The 22589-nt window shown below is 34.2% G+C and carries 23 protein-coding genes, 1 tRNA gene and 1 pseudogene; 7 read left to right on the top strand and 18 right to left on the bottom strand.

The features are described 5' to 3' along the window. Window positions 1-60: 60 nt before the first annotated feature. The 7 genes from A9G25_RS09555 to A9G25_RS09530 all read right to left on the bottom strand — a co-directional run bounded on the left by A9G25_RS09555 (window position 61) and on the right by A9G25_RS09530 (window position 5679). Window positions 61-546, bottom strand: coding sequence for a hypothetical protein (locus A9G25_RS09555; protein ID WP_065626731.1), 486 nt, complete (start codon window positions 544-546; stop codon window positions 61-63). Next, window positions 533-1870 (bottom strand): phosphatase PAP2/dual specificity phosphatase family protein, encoded by a 1338-nt coding sequence (locus tag A9G25_RS09550; RefSeq protein ID WP_065626730.1) that lies wholly within the window; start codon window positions 1868-1870, stop codon window positions 533-535. Before A9G25_RS09550 ends, A9G25_RS09555 begins: the two co-directional genes overlap by 14 nt. Next, window positions 1870-3621, bottom strand: coding sequence for a bifunctional alpha/beta hydrolase/class I SAM-dependent methyltransferase (locus A9G25_RS09545; protein ID WP_065626952.1), 1752 nt, complete (start codon window positions 3619-3621; stop codon window positions 1870-1872). Before A9G25_RS09545 ends, A9G25_RS09550 begins: the two co-directional genes overlap by 1 nt. A gap of 16 nt (window positions 3622-3637) precedes the next feature. Beyond that, a complete protein-coding gene (locus A9G25_RS09540; RefSeq protein WP_065626729.1) occupies window positions 3638-4240 on the bottom strand; it encodes a CDP-alcohol phosphatidyltransferase family protein in 603 nt (200 codons plus the stop codon). Between the two features lie 27 nt (window positions 4241-4267). Then, window positions 4268-4633: a hypothetical protein gene (locus tag A9G25_RS09535; RefSeq protein ID WP_065626728.1), complete on the bottom strand. Its 366-nt coding sequence runs from the start codon at window positions 4631-4633 to the stop codon at window positions 4268-4270. Window position 4634: 1 nt separating this feature from the next. Beyond that, on the bottom strand, window positions 4635-4823 hold the full coding sequence (locus A9G25_RS12640) for a hypothetical protein (RefSeq protein ID WP_141675074.1): 189 nt from the start codon (window positions 4821-4823) through the stop codon (window positions 4635-4637). 136 nt (window positions 4824-4959) lie between these two features. Beyond that, window positions 4960-5679 carry an epoxyqueuosine reductase QueH gene (locus A9G25_RS09530; protein WP_065626727.1) on the bottom strand — a complete coding sequence of 240 codons (720 nt, stop codon included), beginning with the start codon at window positions 5677-5679 and terminating at the stop codon, window positions 4960-4962. 676 nt (window positions 5680-6355) lie between these two features. Between A9G25_RS09530 and A9G25_RS13095 the strand changes: the two genes are divergently transcribed. After that, window positions 6356-6511, top strand: a complete 156-nt coding sequence (locus tag A9G25_RS13095) for an integrase core domain-containing protein (RefSeq protein WP_218057595.1) — start codon at window positions 6356-6358, stop codon at window positions 6509-6511. Between the two features lie 51 nt (window positions 6512-6562). Here A9G25_RS13095 and A9G25_RS13090 read toward each other — a convergent pair whose 3' ends face one another. The 9 genes from A9G25_RS13090 to A9G25_RS09480 all read right to left on the bottom strand — a co-directional run bounded on the left by A9G25_RS13090 (window position 6563) and on the right by A9G25_RS09480 (window position 18185). Beyond that, window positions 6563-8146, bottom strand: coding sequence for a hypothetical protein (locus A9G25_RS13090; RefSeq protein WP_218057594.1), 1584 nt, complete (start codon window positions 8144-8146; stop codon window positions 6563-6565). Window positions 8147-8356: 210 nt separating this feature from the next. Then, complete coding sequence (locus A9G25_RS09515) at window positions 8357-9025, bottom strand: DDE-type integrase/transposase/recombinase (RefSeq protein ID WP_218057593.1); 669 nt, start codon at window positions 9023-9025, stop codon at window positions 8357-8359. A 184-nt stretch (window positions 9026-9209) separates the two neighbouring features. Then, a complete protein-coding gene (locus A9G25_RS09510) occupies window positions 9210-10403 on the bottom strand; it encodes an ABC transporter permease (protein WP_065626726.1) in 1194 nt (397 codons plus the stop codon). Further along, window positions 10400-11560, bottom strand: coding sequence for an ABC transporter permease (locus A9G25_RS09505; RefSeq protein WP_065626725.1), 1161 nt, complete (start codon window positions 11558-11560; stop codon window positions 10400-10402). Before A9G25_RS09505 ends, A9G25_RS09510 begins: the two co-directional genes overlap by 4 nt. Before the next feature lie 42 nt (window positions 11561-11602). Next, window positions 11603-12580, bottom strand: a complete 978-nt coding sequence (locus A9G25_RS09500; protein WP_065626724.1) for an HlyD family secretion protein — start codon at window positions 12578-12580, stop codon at window positions 11603-11605. Between the two features lie 152 nt (window positions 12581-12732). Further along, the gene (locus A9G25_RS09495) at window positions 12733-12954 is read right to left on the bottom strand and encodes an IS3 family transposase (RefSeq protein ID WP_065626723.1); all 222 of its coding nucleotides are present in this window, start codon (window positions 12952-12954) and stop codon (window positions 12733-12735) included. Between the two features lie 209 nt (window positions 12955-13163). Further along, window positions 13164-14294 (bottom strand): ABC transporter permease, encoded by a 1131-nt coding sequence (locus A9G25_RS09490; RefSeq protein ID WP_065626722.1) that lies wholly within the window; start codon window positions 14292-14294, stop codon window positions 13164-13166. 5 nt (window positions 14295-14299) lie between these two features. Further along, the gene (rbbA, locus tag A9G25_RS09485; RefSeq protein WP_065626721.1) at window positions 14300-17098 is read right to left on the bottom strand and encodes a ribosome-associated ATPase/putative transporter RbbA; all 2799 of its coding nucleotides are present in this window, start codon (window positions 17096-17098) and stop codon (window positions 14300-14302) included. A gap of 13 nt (window positions 17099-17111) precedes the next feature. Beyond that, window positions 17112-18185: an HlyD family secretion protein gene (locus A9G25_RS09480; RefSeq protein WP_065626720.1), complete on the bottom strand. Its 1074-nt coding sequence runs from the start codon at window positions 18183-18185 to the stop codon at window positions 17112-17114. Window positions 18186-18461: 276 nt separating this feature from the next. On the opposite strand from A9G25_RS09480, the gene A9G25_RS09475 reads away from it, so the two are divergent. Further along, window positions 18462-18926 carry an HTH domain-containing protein gene (locus A9G25_RS09475; RefSeq protein WP_218057592.1) on the top strand — a complete coding sequence of 155 codons (465 nt, stop codon included), beginning with the start codon at window positions 18462-18464 and terminating at the stop codon, window positions 18924-18926. Between the two features lie 434 nt (window positions 18927-19360). Here the strand turns inward: A9G25_RS09475 and A9G25_RS09470 are convergent. Then, window positions 19361-19436 (bottom strand) — tRNA-Lys (locus tag A9G25_RS09470). A 236-nt stretch (window positions 19437-19672) separates the two neighbouring features. Here A9G25_RS09470 and A9G25_RS13220 point away from each other — a divergent pair. The 3 genes and pseudogenes from A9G25_RS13220 to A9G25_RS13215 form a co-directional block, all read left to right on the top strand. Continuing rightward, window positions 19673-19801 carry a hypothetical protein gene (locus A9G25_RS13220; protein ID WP_255307111.1) on the top strand — a complete coding sequence of 43 codons (129 nt, stop codon included), beginning with the start codon at window positions 19673-19675 and terminating at the stop codon, window positions 19799-19801. Between the two features lie 47 nt (window positions 19802-19848). After that, window positions 19849-20187 carry an OmpW family outer membrane protein gene (locus A9G25_RS09465; RefSeq protein WP_065626719.1) on the top strand — a complete coding sequence of 113 codons (339 nt, stop codon included), beginning with the start codon at window positions 19849-19851 and terminating at the stop codon, window positions 20185-20187. 79 nt (window positions 20188-20266) lie between these two features. Then, window positions 20267-20813: pseudogene (locus A9G25_RS13215) on the top strand (transposase); the annotation flags it as partial. A gap of 395 nt (window positions 20814-21208) precedes the next feature. Here A9G25_RS13215 and A9G25_RS09450 read toward each other — a convergent pair. After that, complete coding sequence (locus A9G25_RS09450; protein ID WP_141675073.1) at window positions 21209-21661, bottom strand: hypothetical protein; 453 nt, start codon at window positions 21659-21661, stop codon at window positions 21209-21211. 207 nt (window positions 21662-21868) lie between these two features. Here A9G25_RS09450 and A9G25_RS09445 point away from each other — a divergent pair, with 207 nt between their 5' ends. Next, window positions 21869-22168 (top strand): transposase, encoded by a 300-nt coding sequence (locus tag A9G25_RS09445; protein WP_065626715.1) that lies wholly within the window; start codon window positions 21869-21871, stop codon window positions 22166-22168. An 83-nt stretch (window positions 22169-22251) separates the two neighbouring features. Then, window positions 22252-22589: IS3 family transposase (locus tag A9G25_RS09440; protein WP_141675072.1), on the top strand; the 338-nt coding region annotated here is incomplete at its 3' end.

Genomic DNA, 22589 nt, shown 5'->3' with positions numbered 1-22589 from the left:
ATTCCTTTCTCCTTATTACTTGTCCGCTGTTAAATATGAACCAATTTTACTTTAACTGAATTACCAAGATTGAATAATGCCACTAAACCATGCTCCTATTAATAATATAATTTGTATAATCAGTAATGTTATTTGTTTTCTAAACAACCTTAACGCACCTTGTTGGCGTTCAATGATAGTCCGTTTTGTTAACTGATTGGACTTAATTAAATGAAGGGTTAACAGTGCATTATCTAACTCAATAAGTGTATTGGCGAGTTGTTTATTGCGAGTAGACAAATATTTAAACAGTTGTTTATCAAACTGAATTCGTAATGTGTAATAAATCCCAATCAGTCCCATAATAAAAGCAGCAAAACAAAATAAGGTTAATGGTAAAGCATTGTTAATCATCCAATTAGAGATCAATCCAAAGCATAATGCTGTAATAGTGAAAAATAACAATAATAAACCAATTGATAAACTGATAGTCAGTAAACTACAAAATGTCACAAGTGATGTTTGACAATCTGTTGTAAATTTTTTGGGTTCATCATGATTTAACATACTGACTTCCTTTTTTTATTTGTAAAAACCAGTCTAACAAAATTATTCGTTGCTTGGCTGTAATAACAATTGTATGACGGCGTTCTTTTACCATACTTATTGCTTCATCTAAGTTTGATGCTCTTTTAGTTAATAATAGCCAAGCAATAATAGCGGTAGCACTGCGTGAATATCCCAAAGCACAACAAACTAATAATTTGCCTTTTTTGTAATGCTGATTAATAATTTCGGCTGCCTGCTGACATTGTTCAATCGTCAGTGGCGTCATATCTAATACAGGGATCAGATTGTAATGGCCATTAAAATGAGGAATTGGTAATTCAGCGCAAAGATCAACAATTGCGGAAAAATGATCTGTGCACAAAGTATTATTAGAAGGTATTTTGCCTAAATAAACATTATCACAAATCAAATCTACCGGCTTATTTTTAAATGTCCACAATCGTGAATTAATCCACATTATCACAAAATAAGGCAGATATAAAATAGTAACTGCAAGATTAAAATTTCCATTAGTCTGTTTTTGAAAACCGATTGTACCAACTAATAAATAATTTACTGAAACTAATAAAAATGTAACAGAAAACCATAATAGCCACAATGCCCACGAATAAAAGTAAATAGCAATAGAAAAGGATAATGCGAACAGTAAAAAATAGACGCTACTCCAAATATATTGCTTAGGTAATTGGTAATTTTTTATTGGTGATAGCCCTTCATCGGGCCATAACCAAATACAAAAACACCCTACTCCGATCCCAGTAGGGACATCAAAAAAGTGATGTTGCCAAGTTGTTAATACAGATAAAGCAATTAATAAACACCAAATATGTAAAATATAGCGCCACACATTACGAAAATAGCTAGCATAAAATTGCCATAAAATAACCAATAATGTAATGTGAAGCGATGGCGCTTGATTAAAGGGTTTATCAAATCCCATCAAAATATCAAATAATAATCCCGATAATCCATCTAATGTTGGACGCTCAAAAGAAAACTTAAGCGGAAAAATCAAAAAACAGATAATACAAATGATCTGAGCCGATAAAAGCCGAAGACAAAGTATTTTTAGATCTCGATAAGAGCAAACAAGTAATATTGCTAGCCCATACATAAGGTCTATCGACCAATAAGGTACGATAGACCAAGGCCACAATGGAATTGAATGCTCCCATTTAAAAACTATACTTCCTACATCACTACGTGTAGATGTAAACCAATTGGCAAAATTATAGCTAGTAAAAAAGAAAATAGCTAAACAGATTAACCATATAAACTTATAAATAGTTAGTTTATTAAATCCTAGTTTTACTTTATCCATTATCTAATTCGTTGTGCTAGCGATACAGTAAAAATCCCCCACTGATCAATACGCATTGTTATTTTTTTAAACCCAGCAGTTGCAACCAACTGATCCATTTCACGTTGAGTTCGTCTTCGCATAATCCATGGTTGACCATCACGATGTGATGTTAACGCTCTTGCTATAAATTCCAATTGGGGATGCCATGGCTGATTGGTATAAATTAAATATCCCCCTTCAGGTATTGATTCAGCAAGGCCAGATAACGAGTTACGTATCAACTGATTATCACTAAACAGCTCATACAAACCAGATACAACGGCTAAAGTTGGTTTAGGAGATAATTGGGCTAGTTGCTCACGATTAAAAGCATCGCCTTTTTCAAAACGTGCTATATTAACTAAACCCTTCTCTTCTATTAATGTTTGACCTGCAAGCACATTAATATCACTATAGTCTCGTAGTAAAATCGAATTGGGTTTATTGGCAATTTGATTAATCGTTTCTAAAATATAACGCCCATGCCCAGCTGCTATATCAACAATATCGACAGGATAGTTCTGATCATATAATTTATTGATAGCTAGTTTTAATAATTCTTCAAGATGTGTTTTTCTTTGTCGAATTCCTCGCCAGCCTATAGATTGTAAATAAACATAATCAAAAAAACGCCCCAGTTTTGATGTTCCCGATGGTTCATTACGGTAAACATAATCAAGCGTACTACCCGAATCAAACCCCGTATCGCTACCAAGCCTAATTCCATCTGATATTTTACTGGCATATTTTAAATTGGCTTTAATAAACTTCCAGTATATAGGTTTAATTAAACCCGATGGAGGCATCGTTAAATTATCTGCTTCTTGCCTAGTATATCCTACAAGATCAGCATTAACTAATGACGGTACACAAAGTTGATTGGCAAAACAACCAATAATAAATCGCCTTGCACGTGCGATGGCAAATTTTCGCTCTTTTTCGCCAAATGTATCATGATAAAACCCTGTGAGAATGTGAAATTCTTTTTGTTGTGTACCCAAATTATCATAAAACTGTTTTTGTGGTTTACGTCTTACTACATAATCCGATCCAGAAACTAACAACTGTGTTGGGACAGTGATTGCATTTGCATCTTTAACAATACGATCTGACACTGAATACAAATCAAGCAAAAGGCGTACAGAAATAGGTCGAGTGATTAATGGATCTTTTGTAAATGAAGTTGCTCGTTCTGAATCATGCGTTAATAAATTAGGTTTGACATAACTATTAACAAAAAAATTACCTTTCAAATTATAGAGTAATTTCAATCCTTGCACCGCTAATGGCACATATAATTTTACGCTAAAAGCGGGTGAGCCTAATACTAAGGCACGAATATTTGGCACATAGTCATGTACCCATGCCGAAGCAATAACAGCACCAACACTTTGGGCTATAATGGCAATATCTTCTTGACGAAGGTTATACTCCTGCATGATATGTTCAATGAAACAGTTAGCATCTTTAATTAACGTTGCAAAATTAGGAGCATCACCTCGCTCGCCTTCTGATTGGCCATTGCCTCTAGCATCCCAGGCAAAAATTTGATAATCAGGTAAATTTAATTCATCAGCAAGATGTGCAACACGCCCCGAATGTTCATGCCCACGATGAAAAATGACTATTGCTTGTGGTTGATTAGCTTTGCTATCAACCACAGGCCAATAGCGATAGAATAACTGACAGCCATCATGGCTAATAAATGTTTTTTGCTGCTGTTGACGCATATTTCCCTCGTTATTTTTAGGCTTCTTGAATACCATTTCGTATCCTGTTAATTACAGTATAAATAAGCAAAATGCTAATGATCCATAATAACGTATTGAGCCAGCTTAGAGGTAATAAATAAGTCGCAATAGCTAGACTAATTCCACCAAAAACAAACGCACGATCACTCTTACCCATTGGACCATCGTACCGCCGTGAAGCACCAATCATAACACCTAGCACACCACTATATTCCGTTAACAACGACAATAAAACAATCAAAATGACTAAATAATTACTAACACATTCAATTTGTGTAAAAATGAGTATCAATGCGCTATCTGACACAACATCACAAATCTCATTTAAATAAGCTCCTAAATCTGATTTTTGCTGATATTCTCTAGCTAACATACCATCGATGGCATTAAGTGCCATACGGATAAACATCCATATTGGAATAAGAAAAAAAATCCATTGATATTTGGCTAATGTTCCAACAATCAAAGCGATAAAAATCGATCCAAATCCAGCTATTAATGTTACTTGATTGGCAGTAAAATTTACATTATAAAGCGCTCTAGCATATGGCTTAAGTAATGCTTGAAACTTAGGTTTTAATTTATAAACTGACAACACGCAATTTTCCTCGTTGTAAATACACTACTATGAATAATTTAAATTATCATATAGCCATATTCTATTATAGTTATTAAACAATACGTTGTAATTGCCTATACTTTTTGGTAGAATCACTGGCTCAATACCTTGATCAACTAGCCAATCAATACTTTGTTGATTAGCAAAATTATTATATTTAACATAAATTTCTCCTACAACACCAATTTGTAGGCAATCTTTGTTTAGAATTTCTATTTGGTTAAAGTCTTTAACTGCATTGACTAATAGCATATAAATTGCTTTATGGCCTTTATGCTGGCTAATAAACTGTTCTAACTTTCTTATGTAAAACTCCTTAAGTTGATCAACTTGTTGTTTTAGCTTTGCTATAGGCGCAACAGCATAATACATTTTATGCTAACGAATCAGCAAACAGCATAGCAAAAAAAAAAAAAGAAATTGGCAGTGCTTTAAGCCTGTTAATTTTAAAACCAGGTTGCTCTCGGTGATTCATATCATCAGGGCTAAGTGATATTATTGGTATATTTTCAAAACCATTACTAATCATAGCCTTTTTAATTAATGACAGATAACTACTCACACGACACTGTCCGCCTGTCTGAGTAATACCAAATAGTTCTGTTTAAAAAAATATCTTTCAGCAGATAGCAACAGTGTCAAAAAGTTTCAGGTAACTATACGTTTGAGTATGGTCTATAATTAAATGTCCCTAATAGTTATAAACCTTTTTCTAAACCTTGCTTAGCTATCGCAATCACATTTTTCAAATCAACACCTTGTGCTTTGGCAGCAAAAATACAACCGCAATAACATTGACGATATACATTATACTCCTTGCATAATTCAATAGATCGTTTATAACCGTTATTCTTTTTGAAATCAGAAGGCAGATAATTGACCGAAAAGATCTCTTGAATTTCAAACCCCAGTTCGTTTATTTTCTGGCTATTCTTTTTAGGGCTTAGTGTTAAAGCACTTGCAAAATAGTCAAAGCCCAATTCTTGTGCTTTAATAGCGGCCAGATCTAATCGCATTTTGTAACAAATATGGCAACGCTCTCCTCCTTCTGGCGCATCACGTAAATGACCAACTTGTTTAATAAATTCTGCTGGCTGATAAGGTGCTTCTAAGAATTGAATGTTATTACCCGTTTTTTGATTAAAGTCAGCAATAAATTTTTGTTGCACCACACTACGGTGCTCATATTCAACTCTGGGATGAATATTAGAATTAGCAAAATAAATTGTAATATCAGCATATTGTGCTAAATACTCTAAAACATAGGTACTACAAGGTGCACAACAACTATGAATTAGTAACTTTGGTCGAACTGATTCTGATTGCCAATTATTAATTACTTCTTTTAAAACAGAATCATAATTTATTTTATTATGTGGATTTAATTTTTCAAGAATATTTTTAGCGTTGATTAACATAGAGATAGTTTTATTTATTATTTTTACTGATTAGAAATTTTATGCTGCTCATAATATAGAGATATTCGTCACCATTCAAGGTAATCTATAATGAATTCACTTATCATTTGGTAATCCTCCCATTTTTAATGGAAGTTCGGCGTAGAGTTTTGCTATAGTATTAATTTAAGTGTAGGATTTACTCGCGTTGTTTACAGTAATTTAAGAAACGACTGTAATGAATATACATAAAAAACAAAACTAACTCCTTATCGCAGGCAAGAGATATGGCGGTTATATCATAAAGAAAAAATAACGGTTACTGATTTAGCTAAACACTATAACAAAATCATCCGAGTGAAATGCTACACGTTGATACCAAACGCTTACCTTTGCTTAAACATGAAACGAAACAGTAAACTAGAGAATATTTATTTGTCGGCATTGATGATTTGTCACGTGAGCTTTATACGGGTATTTACCCCCAATAAACCCCAATTAGCTCGGCACCATTTTTACAAAATCTCCTTATAGATTGAATGTATTTATTCCGATAATGGGCTGTGAGTATCAAGGCTCAAGTGAACACTTATTTGTTAAAACTTGCCATAGCTATCGTATTAATCAAAATTTCACCAAACCCGTCTGCCCACAAACGAATGGGAAAGCAGAAAGAGTAATATGACTTTGAATTACGATGTGGCATAATCAGCAAATATTTAGCGATTCAAAAGAGAGAAAACAAAAACTTAAACGTTTTATTGATTTTTATAATACCTTTAAACCGCATAAAGCGATTTCAGGAAAAACGCCTTATGAATTTTTAGAGGATTATTTTAACCATGAAGTGTAAACAACTCGGCATTTACCTACATTTATGGTTATCTTGGCATAACCATAAAAGTTATTTTAGCGTTTTAGCACATACAATATTTGAGTAATTTTCCCCCTTACCTTTAGAGACTTCTCCATTTGTTTTATTATAAAAACGATAGTGGCCAACCAGCGCGATTTCGTCAGCAAAATAATGAGCAATTAAAATATTAGGCGAACCACCTATCACTTTTTCTAAATTGCCCCATTCTCCCATTAAAGTGAAATCAATTTTGTGACGAAATCGACCACCTTTATTACGCATACTATTATTTGAGACATTACGTAAAGAATAACCTTTTCCTGCTTTACTCTGACAATAGCGCTCAATGTTATCATCCGATTTTAAAACATTGCGCGCCTTATCTTCAGCTACGTAAACATACCAATCTTTTATCTTAAAGCGATATATTACTTGAGTTTTTGCTTTATCGGCATAAATGGTAAACGTGGTTGCTTGGGCGACATCTTTAGGGCCATGTAGTACAATTTGTGCATTATTATTAGCTTTTGGTGTGATTTCTAAACTGAGTTTTGAGCTTTCAGGCGATTTGCTGTAAGTGATATTGTTAGCTGATGCCCCTGTTATAAATAGATTAAAACTGGCATTATTGATGCCTGTTGTTGGAAAGTTAATTTCAGGCTTTTTAATATCTCGTGGACTAAACCCTTTTTTGCCGACCCAAGGAGCGTCAAAACCACCGGGACTAGAGATATCACCAAACGGTAAGGCAAAACATGCGCGTGGCGTTGCCGAGGTAGTCGCAATTTTGTAAATCGCGCTATTGCCTTTGTATTCGGTTGTCTTTGGGATCCCATAGCGCGTTGTTAATTTGCCATCTTTGCTTGTTAATGTCATTTTATAGGGCGAATAGCAGCTATCTAGTACGTCATCTAAATGTACTGTTTGATCAATGTTGTTTTTTACATTCATCGACAAGTTACCTGTTGCCGACGCTGAAACATCACCGTCATCATCACCCCAATTTCCTTTTGCAATCAAGTCATTTAATGTAATACTTTCGACGCCATCCGGTAGATATGTTTTAATTGTGTTCAGTTTGGGTTCTGGCGTCGGTAATAAAATGGGATCTTGTTTAAATGAAGGGTCACTATCTTCAAAGGTGTATTTGCGCCCATCCGATAAGGTAATACTTAATAACTCTTCACTATTAGTGATCTTCGTTTTGCCATCGTCAAACGTTAAATACGGTGCAGAGCCATGGATTTCACCCGAAGTAGAAGCGGTAAGAGCCAATGCGTGACTGCTTATCAGTGGAATCAATAAGATCGCCATTTTCCGCAATGTATGGTGTTGAGTAAGCGGTTTTAAGGTAAATGAAAAAATATTAGCTATTAGTGGACGTAATGTTGATAACGTTAAAACTAAATCAGGCTTAACATTAAGCCGTGAAAATAAATAAGATGATTTAAATAAAGAGCTATCTTGCTGAGTTAATTTTTCAGGTTGTTCAATGTGCTGTGCTGTGCTGTGCTGTGCTGTGCTGTGCTGTGCTGTGCTGTGCTGTGCTGTGCTGTGCTGTGCTGTGCTGTGCTGTGCTGTGCTGTGCTGTGCTGCTTTCCTCATTTTATCACTACCTATTCCTTTATTCAAGTGCTTCAGATTCCAAGTGATTAACTTTTAACGTTTTTAGCTAATCTGTGATCGCATTCAGATTAATAAAAACATTTTCTGTTTTTCTGTGTATTCTTTCAGAATATGGTGTTAGGTTATCATAATAGTAATGATTAAACAATACGTTATATCATAAAATCTGTGTAGGAAAACGCCGAGTTGTTTACACTTCATGGTTAAAATAATCCTTTAAAAACTCATAAGGCGGTTTTCCAAAAATCGTTTTATGCGGTTTAAAGGTATTATAAAAATTAATAAAGCGTTTAAGCTTTTGTTTTCTCTTTTTCGAATCGCTAGATATTTGCTGATTATGCCACATCGTAATTCAAAGTCGTATAACTCTTTCGGCTTTCCCATTGTTTTGTGGGTAGACGGGTTGGTGAATTTTTGATTGATACGATAGCTATGACAGGTTTTAACAAATAAGTGTTCACTTGAGCCTTGATATTCACGCCCATTATCGGAATAAATACATTCAATGGTATAAGGACATTGGGCTAATATATCATTTTGTAAAAATGGTGCTGAGCTAAATTGGGGTTTATCGGGGTAAATATCGGCATAAAGCTCACGTAAAAAATCATCAATATCGACAAATAAATATTCTCTAGTTTGCTGTTTCGTTTCATTTTTCAGTAAAGGTAAACGTTTGGTATCAACGTGTAGCATTTCGCCAGATAGATTTTGATAGCGTTTAGCTTGCCGTCTTAGCTTATCTTCAATCGATTTGTCGACTCTAACCAGACGTTTAATTCCATAACTGATAGTTTTATAACGTTCATTTTTACTCGTTAAAGGCACAAACAGTTTCAATCTAGCTTTCTTTAGTACGTTATAAATGCTCAGACGACTGATCATAAAGCATTTAGCCAATAACCGTTATTTTTTCTTTATGATATAAACGCCATATCTCTTGTCTGTGATAAGGCGTTAGTTTTGTTTTTTATGTATATTCATTACAGTATTTCCTCAAATTACTGTAAACAACGCTAGTAAATCCTACAAATTAGCATTTATAGATTAAAAGTGAACAATAAAGAGGTTAGTTTTCTTCTTTAACATGATGTGCAGCTATTACCTTTTGAAGGTAACGCTTTTCTAAAATAAATGCGATACAAAAATAGACAATGGTTAATATCCACAAATGCCAATATTGCTGACTAAATTCGGAAAAACATGCTCCCATTTGATTTATTTTTACTGACCCAACTATAGCTGGTACAGCTGGAAATATATAGCCAATAAAATGGAACAAAGGAGGCATCAATTCTTTTGGCCAAGATAATCCTGTAACAAAAAAGATAATCATACTTGACGGTATAATTAAGCAAAACACATCACTTACCGTATGGACAAAATGTGAAACAATTTTACCTAATAGCGAAGTGGACAAAATAAAAGGAAGAATAAATAGTAAGGAAACAGATAGATGACTTAGGCGCGGTAAGTCATACCAATAGTTAGCAAATACGGTATAAATAATAAAATAGATTAAATAAAGTACTAAATAAGTCAATAATTTACCAGAAAGCAGTAATAATGCCGATGAAACCGTGTGATTTTGTTTATTAACAAAGGCTATTTCAAAATCAGAATTTTTACTAAATAGACGGCATAAAATACTACCGATAAATAATGTCTGGTTTAAGATCAAAATAAAAGCGGCTGGAATAATATAGGTTGCATATCCTGATTGAGGATTAAATAAACTAATTAACTGGCTATTAAAAGGAGAAACATTATTATTTGCTACTGCAGGATCGACACCTTGCGCTATTTTGCGTGAAATTGAAATTTTAGCGCCAAAATTACTGGCAACGGTATTAATGGCGGTAGCAACATTACTATAAATTAAAATATAGCTCGCATCGCCATAATATGACACTGGGCTAGTTTTTCCTTCTAATATATTCTTTTGAAAACGGTAAGGTATGAGTACAACTCCATATATTTTACGTTCTTCGATAAGTTTTTTAGCCGTTTCTAAGTCTGCAATATGTAAGTCTATATTGATGGACTTATTAGCATCAAGTTGTCTTACTAGATCTCGACTGTAATTGGTATTATCTTGGTCAATAACAGCAATAGGAACATCTCGGATTGCTTCATGTAAATAAGGTTGTGGGTAAAAGATGAAATAGATAAATATTCCCACAAACATAACGCTAACTATCGCTTTGGTTTGGAAAATTCGTTTTAATTCATCATAGGAAATTAATAGTAAAGATTTAATCATATCAACTGCCTACGGATCTTTCGTAAAAAAAGATAAACAAGAATAACCATAACACTTAATTGGATCACTAAATAAACAAACGGTTGTAAGGAAGTTACTATATTTGGCGATCTTAATGTTTGATCAAGACGAATTTGTATATACCATGTTACAGGTAATAAAGCACTCCAAATATAAGCAAAGGTATTCATTGCAATCCGAGGGAAAATAAGCCCAGTAAATCCAAACGCTGGTGATGCTACTAAGCTTGCAGTGCCATAAGCTTGTGCTAGTGTTGATCCCGTTAAACCAAAGAAAATACCATATAAACATGAGGTCAAGATAAAGCCTATATCGCCAAGCATAAGCAATATTAAATATCCATTTAATGGCAAATTAAAATAAGTGATTAAAACTGTATCAAATAAAATCAGACAAAATAAAAAATAGATAAAGTAGGGAATAATGCGTCCTAATAAGAAGATAAAAATATTATGATTAGCTAGGTGTAATATTTGTTGATAACCCGTTTCAGCAAAACGATCACGAGTAATACTGGTAACCATTGCTATCATAATAATGATCTGCAAAATAGTGGGAATTAAACCACTAATTAAGGTATAGAGGTAATTTAATGTTGGATTATATAAGGGATGCAAACTTGTCGGGACGGTTTGCATTTGGCTTTGCGCAACCGGTGAAGCAATCCCTTTTTCTAATAATCCTTGCAATACTATTTGGCTATTTGCCGTTTTTAATGCGGAACTCATGGCTCGAAAAATAATGGTACCAGCAGACATATACTGATTATTATAAAAAGCCACTACTTCAGGCTGATGTCCTGCGATAAGATTTTTTTCAAACTCAGGTTGAATAAACAGCACGGCATAAACATTACCTTTGATTAATGCATGTTTGGCAGAGGAAAGATCTTGATAACGTTCGGCGACGAGTAGCTGTGGTGAAGCGGCCACTTGTTGAATTAATGTGCGTGATGACTTAGTTGTATCTTGATCAACGACAGCGATAGGTACCTGAGTAATCACACCAGCATGGTACATATAAACGAATAAAAAAATAAATAATAAAGGATAGATGAAAACCAATAAACACAAAATACGTTGTTTAATTAATTTACGAAGTTCCCATTCAATTACTTGAAATAGCCGGTGATACATTAATATCGTTCCCTTTTGTGTAAAATCTCGATATTATTCAACCTAGCGAGATTGCCACTTTGTAGTAACACTCATTCCTGGGCGAAGACCTGACACTTTATTAATTGGTTTAGCACGCATTTCAAAAGTCTTTAAGTCAAAATCACCCGTTGCTTTAGTCGCCTGCCAATTCGCATATTGACCTAAAGCATTTAATACAGTGACTTTAACGTCTATAATCTGATTATTTAATGCCGGTACTCTTACTTGAAACGTATCACCAACTTTAAGGTTTCCCAGCAAATCTTCACGTATATTAAAAGTAAACCAAATATCATTTAAATCAATAATAGAATAAAGTGGAGTACCTGGACTGTATAATTGCCCTGTTTCAGCGACTCGAGTCGTAATCTGACCCTTAATTGGAGAAACTAAAGTTAATTCATTAACATCAGCTTTTACTTGCGCCAATGCTGCTTCCGATTGTTCAACTTGCACATCGGCTAATTTTTTCTGTTCTACACTGCTACCGTTTTCGGCTAGTGATAAGTTAGCTTTAGCGGCTTCATATGCTTTAATTGCTGCTTGGTATTGATTAAAGGATTCATCATAGCTTTGCTTTGAAACAGTGCCGTTTTTAGCTAAACGATTAATTCGTTCATAGCTAGTTTGAGCTAAATCTAAATCTGATTTAGCTTTATCTAACTGCGCTTTTTGCACATCAATTGTTTCTGGTCTAGTGCTATAAGTATTATCACGACTCGCCATTGCTACTTTTAATTGCGCTTCTGCTGTTGCAAGCTGAGCTAACAATGCAGAATTTGAAAGAGTAAGAAGAACTTCGCCCTGCTTAACATCGTCACCAACATCATAATTAAATTGGTTTACTCGACCTTGAACTCTGGCAGCAACATCAACACGATTAGATTCAACTTCACCTTGCAAAATAATAGTACTAGGTTGATAAGCAAAATATATAATAACAACCATAGCAATAACTGCAATGACCGCTACAATCAAAGAAAAACGTTTTTTATGCATAAATTGGGCTTATAAAGGTTAAAGCAAAATTGCAATATTAGTATTGAAAATAATATAAAGCCAAACACTTAAATACGCAATAAAATATATATTGTTAGTTACGATATAAAAATATTGGTATGTCCACACTTTTTAGTACCAAAAAGATAAGGTCATCGATTTCTTTTGTATTCAATCGGCGACTGGTAATTTAATGTTGAATGAAGTCGATTATAATTAAACCAATCCACATAGTGATTAAATTCCAATTTAAGTTGCGCCAGTGAATCAAAAATAGTATTTGACACAAATTCTGTTTTTACTGCTTTAAATGTGCTTTCTGCAATTGCGTTGCCATTGTTGTTACCTTCTTTTATTTGTTGCTTATAAATCAAATGGAAGTACGTTCCAGTATTTTTATAATATTCATATCGTTGGCATAAACAATGACATTATTAGGTGCTAAACATTGCTGTCTTGTTTTATTAATAAAATATTGAAAATGAATCTATTCAATTCTTAGTATCCATATTATACGTTTCTCAAATTGTTGTAAACAATACGAGTAATCCCTACAACTAATTTTACAATAAAATATAAGACATTATGATCCCATATTCACAATTGAACTACGAAAACGTCTTAAAGCAATTAGAAAGAATACGGTACCAATTACCAATAACCACGTAAATGAAGTCCAAACCACACTTAAACCAGCACCTCGATACAGTATTGCCTGCCCTAATTCAACAAAATGCGTGGTTGGAGCAAACATCATAATGTTTTGCACAATTTCAGGCATGCTTTCACGCGGAGTACTTCCCCCGGATAGCATTTGTAATGGTAATAAAACTAAAATAAGTAACATTGCGAATTGCGCAGTGGATTTTGCTACAGTTGCCATAAATATCCCAAGTGACGTTGTAACAAAAAGATGCAATGCTGCTCCAATCAAAAATAAACTTACTGAACCTGCAATTGGTACTTTTAGCCAACTATGAACAACTAACAACAACGCTACCCATGTTGATATTAATACCACAAGCCCCATTGACCATACTTTGGAGAGCATAATTTCAAAAGGGGTAACAGGCATAGCAAGGAGATGGTCAATCGTACCATGTTCGCGCTCTTTCATTAAGGCGGCCCCAGTTAAAATAATGGATAATGTTGTCACAATATTGATAATTTCCATGACCGAACCAAACCAAGATCGCATTAAATTAGGATTAAATGCAGTATGCACTTGTATATTAACTGGCAAATTCGTTGTCTTATTGTAACGATTAACATATTCACTCACTTCACCGGTAATAATCTGTGTTATATAACCATTTCCAACAAACGCTTGTCCCATTCGTGTTGCATCAATATTAAGTTGAATTTCTGGACTTTGACTATTTAGCACATCACGTTGAAAATTAGGCGGAATATTTAAAGCAAACGTATAATTATCCGTATCCATACCATGATCAACATCGTTCATTGAGTACAATTTGACAGGATCATTAAACATTGGCGGATAAAATGCTGCAATAATTTGCCGTGATAACGGTGAATCATCTTCATCAACAACTGCAATTGAAGCATGGTGCAACGAATCAGATGTAGCTGTTGCGGCAATGTAAATATCAAAGGTAAAGCAATAGGCAATTAACAACAACATGATAGGATCACGCAATAACCCCCATAACTCTTTAATTCCTAAGCGATAAATATTAATTAAACTTTGCATAATATCTATCCTTCTTGTTTTTTAAGAAGAAAAATACTTGCCCCAAGAACAATGGGGATTGTGACCAATAAAGCAAATATTGAATTGTGCAGATCCATAAAACCAAGTGCTTTATTAAACACACCGCGAGCAATAATTAGCATATGTGTTGTTGGATAAACCTCACCAATATAACGACCACCACCTTCTAAAGATGCGACAGGATTGAGTAATCCCGAGAATTGAATTGCTGGTAGCATTGTACCTACACAAGTTAAAAAGATAACAGCAATTTGACTACGAGTAACAGTTGAAGCTAACAAACCAAAACCCGTTGAAATAATGCAGTAAGCAAAGGCAGAAAGGCATAAAGTAAATAGACTTCCTTTTACGGGAACAGAAAAAATGGTGATTGCCATAAATAACAATAATAAAAAGCTAAACATGGAAATAATGATATAAGGCACTTGTTTACCTAGCAAAAATTCAGCTTTAGTTACTGGAGTTACATATAAATTGATAATTGAACCCATCTCTTTTTCACGCACAACCGATAAAGCCGCCAGCATAGATGGAATCATCAATAATAAAATTGGTATTACAGCCGGTACCATAGAAGGTAAGCTTTCAATATCAGGATTATATCGATACCTTGTTTCGATATTTGCTAGGCTAGTTGATGATTTCCCAGTTATTTCTTTTACTTTATCACTTAGCCAAGCAAGATGCATTCCTTGAACGTAACCTTTAATTGTTTCAGCTCGTAGCGGCATTGCCCCATCAATCCAAATAGCAATATCAACAGGAGCACCTCGTTGTATATCTCGACCAAAATTGGGAGGGATTTCAATTGCTAAAGCGATTTCATTACTTTTTAACCGCGCATCCATATCGTTATAATCTGTAATTGGCACTCTTTCAATAAAATAACGTTTAGAGCCCGATACATTAAGAATATAATTTTGACTAATTACACTTTGATCTCGATCAAGCACAGCAAAATTCAGATCTTCAACATCCATCGTAATACCATATCCCATAACTAACATTAAAATTGCTGAACCTAATAACGCTAATAATGCTCGTAAAGGATCTCTAGATAACTCAAGTGTTTCACGCCATAGACAACCTATCATACGGTTAAGACTAAACCCTTGAACGTAATGATTTTGTAAAGTTTTTGTTGCTTGAATGGAGGATTCTTGTGGTGGTTTAATAGGGTGATCTCCTGCATTACTATCATCAGCCCCAGCATCAACAAGATAGCTAATAAAGGCTTCTTCTAATGTTTTAGCATTTTTAGAGCTAATAATGTGATCAGGTGTATCGCTTGCTAATACTTTGCCTGCATGCATTAACGAAATTCTATCACACCTTGCAGCCTCATTCATAAAATGAGTTGTGATAAACACCGTTACTTTATCTTTTCTAGACAGTTCGATAATTAAACGCCAAAAATCATCTCGAGCAATGGGGTCAACGCCGGATGTTGGTTCATCAAGGATAAGAATTTGTGGATTATGCACAACAGCAACTGACAATGAAAGCCGTTGCTTTACCCCTAAAGGTAAGCTATCGGGTAGATTTTCTGCATCTTGTTCTAAACCAAAACGTTTTAGTAATTCTTCAACACGGGCAGGTATTTTACTTTCTTCAATACCAAACAGGCGTGCATGTAGAACTAAATTTTGTTTGACCGTTAACTCACTATATAAAGAAAATGCCTGAGACATATACCCCAAATGACGCCTAACGTTAATATCACTAGCATCAACAGGTTTACCAAATAACCATGCTTCTCCTGATGAAATCGGTAATAAACCCGTTAACATTTTCATGGTGGTTGATTTACCACAGCCATTTGAACCTAAAAAGCCAAATATTTCACCTTGTTTAATTGAAAAATTAACATGATCAACTGCGATAAAATTACCAAATTGTTTAGTTAAATCTTTTGCTTCTATGGCTGTTTGCAAATCTTTATTAAGATCTAAAGGTGGAATTTCGACAGTTTGATAACCTTGTCTAGCACTTTCTGGCATTAGCTGAATGAATGCATCATCTAAATTATCTTTTCCTGTCTTAGCTAGTAAGGATTTTGGTGTGCCAGTTTCAAGAATCTTACCGCCATACATCGCCACCAACCAATCAAAATTTTGTGCTTCGTCCATATAGGCTGTTGCAACAATCACACTCATTTGTGGTCTTTGTTTACGAATTTTGTTAATTAACTGCCAAAATTGGGCTCTGGAAAGTGGATCCACCCCAGTTGTAGGTTCATCAAGAATTAACAAATCAGGATCGTGGATTAAAGCCGAACATAAGCTAACTTTTTGCTTCATACCACCAGATAGTCGCCCTGCTGGTCTTGATAAAAATGGGTATAATCCAGTACTACGCGTTAATTCATCAATACGGCGACGACGCTCGGCCGCATCATTACCAAACAGACGAGCAAAAAATTGCAAATTTTCTTCAACGGATAAAGTAGGATAAAGGTTTTTGCCTAACCCTTGCGGCATATAAGCAATACGTGTGCAAACATTTTTACGGTGTGTTTTATCTTTCATGTCGCCGTCAAGTACATATACTAAACCATCTTGAATAACGTGCGAACCAGCAATTAATGATAATAAACTTGATTTTCCAACACCGTCTGGTCCTATCAATCCAACCATACATCTTGGTGGTATAGCTAAAGTGATATTATCAAGAGCAAGGTTCTTTTTATAATGCAACGATACATCACTAATTTTTACCACTGCATCATCAAGCGATTTAGCTTCGGTTGATAAAGCTAAATCCTTATTGTCGGATTCTGACATCTGCTATCTCCAATTATTTTGTTGGACATTTTGCAACATCAGATAAACCAGACGGCCACGGAGCTTTTGAATCAAGTTTTACCCAAGCTACGCCTGGTAAGCCTGTTTTAACTTGATTAATAAAGCATTTTAATAATTCAGGGCTTAATTGCGCTTTTACTCTAAACATCAATTTTTGACGCTCATCTTTAGTTTCAACTGTTTTAGGCGTAAACTGCGCAACACTTGATACAAACGATATTTTGGCAGAAATTGCTTTATCTGGTAGTGCATCTAAAATCAATCTCACTTCATCACCAATACCCACTTTACCTGCAACTGTTTCAGGTAAAAAGAATGTGAGATAAACATCATATAAATTAACTAAATTTAATACTTTTCCACCTGAAGGTAAAACTTCACCTAATTGTGCAATTCGGTATTGAATACGACCGTCAACAGGGGCATTTAAAGTACTATCATCAATATCAGCTTGAATTTTTCTAATATTAGCACTTGCAACATTGATTGCCGATGTGGCGCTATCAACACCAGCTTCGGCCACTGCAATCGCTGCGTCAGCGGCAGTAACTTGTGATTTGGCAGAATCTAGTGCTGCTTTAGCATTGTTTACTTTAGCAGTATCATCATCAAATTGTTGAATAGATATTGCACCTTTTTGATATAGGGCAGTAGTTCGTTGTAGATGTTTTGAGGCGATATCTAAGTCACTTTCCTTTTGGCTTACACCTGCTTGTGCTGCGACTTTATCACTCATTTTTAATGCCACTTGTGCTTTAGCACTTGCTTCATTGCTAACCGCTTGGCGATATTGTGCTTGGGCTTCATTAAGTTGTGCTTGTAAGGTATCAGTTTGCATGACGACTAAAGCTTGACCGGTTTTAACAAAATCGCCCTCATCAACACTAATTTTTTCTATTCTACCGGCTAATTTAGCTGAAATATTGATTTCAGTCGCTTCAATACGTCCGTTGCCACTAATAAAATCTGAACCATATCCATCGGGTTTTAATTGCTGCCATAAAATAAAAATTATAGAAATAATAACAACTACAATAATGATCCATTTCCTGCTTATGTTTTTCATATAACACCTTATTTTTTTAAACGATCTATAAAAAATCTTAACGAAATAATAAATCGTTATAGTCTATTTAATTGTATTGATTAAATAGTATCAAATGTTTATGGCAAATAATATCTGTTCATAAAACAATCGCAATAAAAGCTAAAAAATTAAGTAGGATGGTTTTATATTTTATTTATAGATTTGAAATTAATAACATCGCTATATTACGTAATAAAGCTGATATGCCAGTAAGAGTTCCTAGCATTGTTTACAGTAATTTGAGAAACTACGGTAATGAATATATATAAGAAAACAAAACTAACGCCTTATCACAGACAAGAATTATGGCGTTTATATCATAAAGAGAAAATAACGGTCACTGATTTGGCTAAACACTTTATGGTCAATCGTCCTACCATTTATAACGTACTAAAGAAAGCCCGATTGAAGCTTTTTGTTCCATTAACCAGTAAGAATGTACGTTATAAAACCATTCGTTATGGAATTAAACGTCTGGTTAAAGTCGAAAAATCGATTGAAGATAAATTAAGACGGCAAGCTAAACGCAATAACAAAACCTATCCTGGTGAAATGCTACACGTTGATACCAAACGTTTACCTTTACTTAAAAATGAAACAAAACAGCAAACTAGAGAATATTTATTTGTTGGCATTGATGATTTTTCACGTGAGCTGCCGGTATTTACCCTGCTAAATCCCAATTTAGCTCAGCACAGTTTTTACAAAACGATGTGTTAGCCCTGTGTCCTTATACCACTGAATGTGTTTATTCCGACAATGGATGTGAATATCAAGGCACAAGTGAACACCTGTTTGTTAAAACGTGTCATAACCATCGTATTAATCAAAAATTCACCAAACCCGCCTGTCCACAAACGAATGGGAAAACCAAAAAGAGTGATACGAACTTTGAATTGAGATGTGACAAATCAGTAAATATCTAAACTACTAAATTTTAGACTCATTTTTTATAAAAAAGTAAACTATAAAATTTTATTATTTCATAATTTTTTCTTTTGATATCAGTTAGTTTATTACTAGCTAACTTATCCCAAAAGGGTTGTATACAAATGTATACGCAATTCAGTGCAATTTAATGAAAATGATTTTTAGCTTAACTATTTATATTATAATATTTTTTTGAAATTAAATGAGAGTTTAAATAAGAGGAATGGTGGGTTGTGAGGGGATCGAACCCGCGACCAATTGATTAAGAGTCAACTGCTCTACCGACTGAGCTAACAACCCACTTAAATATTTCCGTTTATTATATATAAAATAGATTAATAATGCAAATTATCAATTTGATTTTATTTATCCGGATATTTTGATATAAATCTAATAAATATCAAATTTAGCATTATAATTAAAAAAAATATTTATAAAATTAACACCATTTATCTAACTAAAACTTATTGTCTATAATTCACAATTTAACTTTGGAGGCAAAAATAAAAGTTTCATCAATTACAATGCTTATCTCAATGGGATTAGTAAACTCTTTGGCTTATGCTCATACAGCAAATGAAATTATTATCCGTGGAGCACCAATTTATGTTGATCTTCAAGATAAAATTGATCATATTAAAGTTGGTGGAGTAAAAGCGATCTAAAAGCAAAAGCAGATAACACCCCCCAACTTGGATTAAACTTCCAATATATGGTTACTGATAATGTTGGTGTCGAATTGTTAGCTACTACGCCTTTTATCCATCAGCTTAAGTTAGGTCGAGGTAATTCAACAGGTCTTGCTGGTGCGCATTTAGGTAAAATTAGACATCTACCACCAACATTAAACGCGGTTTGGTACCCACTTGATTCTAATTATGAATTCCAATATTATGTTGGACTTGGTCTTAACTATACTTTCTTTTTTGACGAAAAGCTCAGTGGTGAAGCTAAAAAAGCAGAATTTCATGGCTTAGATCTTGATAGTTTTTGGAGACTTGCTGCACAAGTTGGGGCGGATTACAACTTAAACGAAAACTGGCATTATTAATGCAAAGCTTCTAGAGAGGAGTCCATTATAAGAGGAATTCTTCTATGCTAAAAAACCAACTCCAGCGACACCAGAAAAAATAGAGCAAATCTCGCTAAATGTGCTTGTCCCTGAAAATCATCTTGTTCGTAAAATAGCTAAAGTCATGGATTTTGAATTTATTCAAGAAGCGGTAGCACCTCTTTATTGCCCTAATAACGGTCGTCTGGCAGAAGATCCGGTCAGACTATTAAAAATCATGCTATTGGGGTATCTTTTCGGTATCCCCAGTGAGCATCGTCTGGTTTAGGAAATTCAGGTCAATTTAGCTGACCACTGGTTTCTGGGAATGGGATTAACCGAAAAAGTGATTGACGCCTCAACACTCAGCCAAAATCGTCGCCGTCGGTTTAATGACAGTGAAATCTATCAACAGATTTTTGATAATATTGTTGAGCAGGCCATTGCCAAAGGGTTGATAAGTGGTCGGGTTTTATATACGAACAGTACTCACCTGAAAGCAAATGCCAATAAAGGCAAGCCGCGTATTGTTGAGCCCAGTCAATATATTGATGCGCTTAATCAATCCATCAACGGTAGAGAAATACAAGAATGTCAAAGTCAGTACAACAGATCCGGATTTAGGTATTGATTTTGATTAATATTGCCAAATTCATGTCCATGTTTTTCATAATGTCCTTGTAATCCAGTTTTACCTGTTAATGAATTATTTCTTTGGATTAAAGCCTTTCCATTTAACAGAATCAGCAATGCCACATTTCATTAGCCCCCACGGATCTACCCAAGTTAATGTATTAGGCGCATACTGGTAAAGATTGAACGGGTCCAGTTGAGTAAATATACCTATGTTTTATTATTTTTATAAATAAATTTCATAATTGATTTTTATCTTAAAATAAGTGATATGTGTCATTTTACTGTAACTATCCCATAGTTAGTACATCTAGATTTCAGTTTTCATTAATAATAAATTGCTAAAATAAAGTTGGAATATCACAAGTTGCTCTTTTCTAGTTTTTTATCAATGTAATATATCTACGTAAAAAAATGTTTCTTCGTAAGAAAAAATCATTTTATTCCTATTAGCAATAAAAAGAATGCTTGTTTCATCGCTGGGATAAAAAAAATCACTCCATGATTTTACAAAAATATCCGTAGGTATAATCGCACTTGCTTTTTTACCCCAAAAGAAAAAAACAAGTGAAATGTCTGTTAATTTTTTTTTAAAGAATAAAGAAGACTCCTTAGGACAACTAAAATCTAAATTAATTTTTTCGATGGTAGAAAAAAATGATGGATCCATTTTTATTAAATGATCAAATGGGAATATCATATCCCAAAAGTGACTAGACTCTTCTGTATCAAGAAAAACAATCTTTCTTTTTTCATCAGAAGATAACAAGCAATCTTTAGAATTAAATCTCCATGCAATAGGATATTTTTTTTCATCAATGGTTAGTAATTTTTTATTCATAAAATATATGTCCTGTTCCACCCGATTTTTTACCTAGACTCCAATCTTTCCATTTTATATGATGTAGATTATTCTGCGGTGCATTTATTGTATGTGATTCATTAGGATGATATTCATACCCCTTTTTGTATGTGGATAGGCTACACTAAATCATACAACTTTTTTAAGGGGTAAGGTAAACTTATCACAACTAAAAAAGGAACAAATATGAATAAGATTAAACGCAAAAGACGAACATTCACAGATGATTTTAAACACCAAATGGTCAGTCTTTATCAACATGGTAAATCACGTAGTGAAATCGTTGCCGAATATGATTTGACACCATCAGCTTTGGACCGTTGGATAACGCAAGCAAGCCAAAGCGGCTCATTTAAAACAAAAGATAATCGCAGTCCACAAGAACAAGAGTTAATCGCGTTGCGTAAAGAGCTTAAACAACTCCGTATGGAAAACGATATTCTAAAGCAAGCAGCACTGATAACAGGGCGAAAATCGCTATCCTAAAAGCAAATCGACATCGTTATAGCATAACAAAGCTATGTCAATATTTAGGATTATCAAGACATTATGCTTATTATCAGTGTAAATTGAATAGACAAAAATCAGTAGGGCTTTATGCCGATAAAATCGTAACGCTATTTAATCAGAGCTATCAGTCTTATGGTACAAGACGAATTCGTTTTGATTTACAGAAAGAGAATATTTGGGTGTCACGCCGTTACATTGCTCGGGTGATGAAAGCCTTATTGCTGGTATCAAAATACACCGTTAAACGTTATCAATCTCACAATACGGAAGTGAATGAAACCGCCACAGAAAATCACCTGCAACGACAATTTGATGTAGGTGATAAAAAACAAATTGTTGTTGCGGATTTAACGTATATTCAAGTTAAGCAACGTTGGAACTATTTATGTGTTTTAGT

Origin of the sequence: Gilliamella sp. Bif1-4 (assembly GCF_001690535.1) — a bacterium.
Classification (GTDB): Bacteria; Pseudomonadota; Gammaproteobacteria; order Enterobacterales; family Orbaceae; genus Gilliamella; species Gilliamella bombi.
This window is presented reverse-complemented; position numbering and strand designations above follow the sequence as displayed.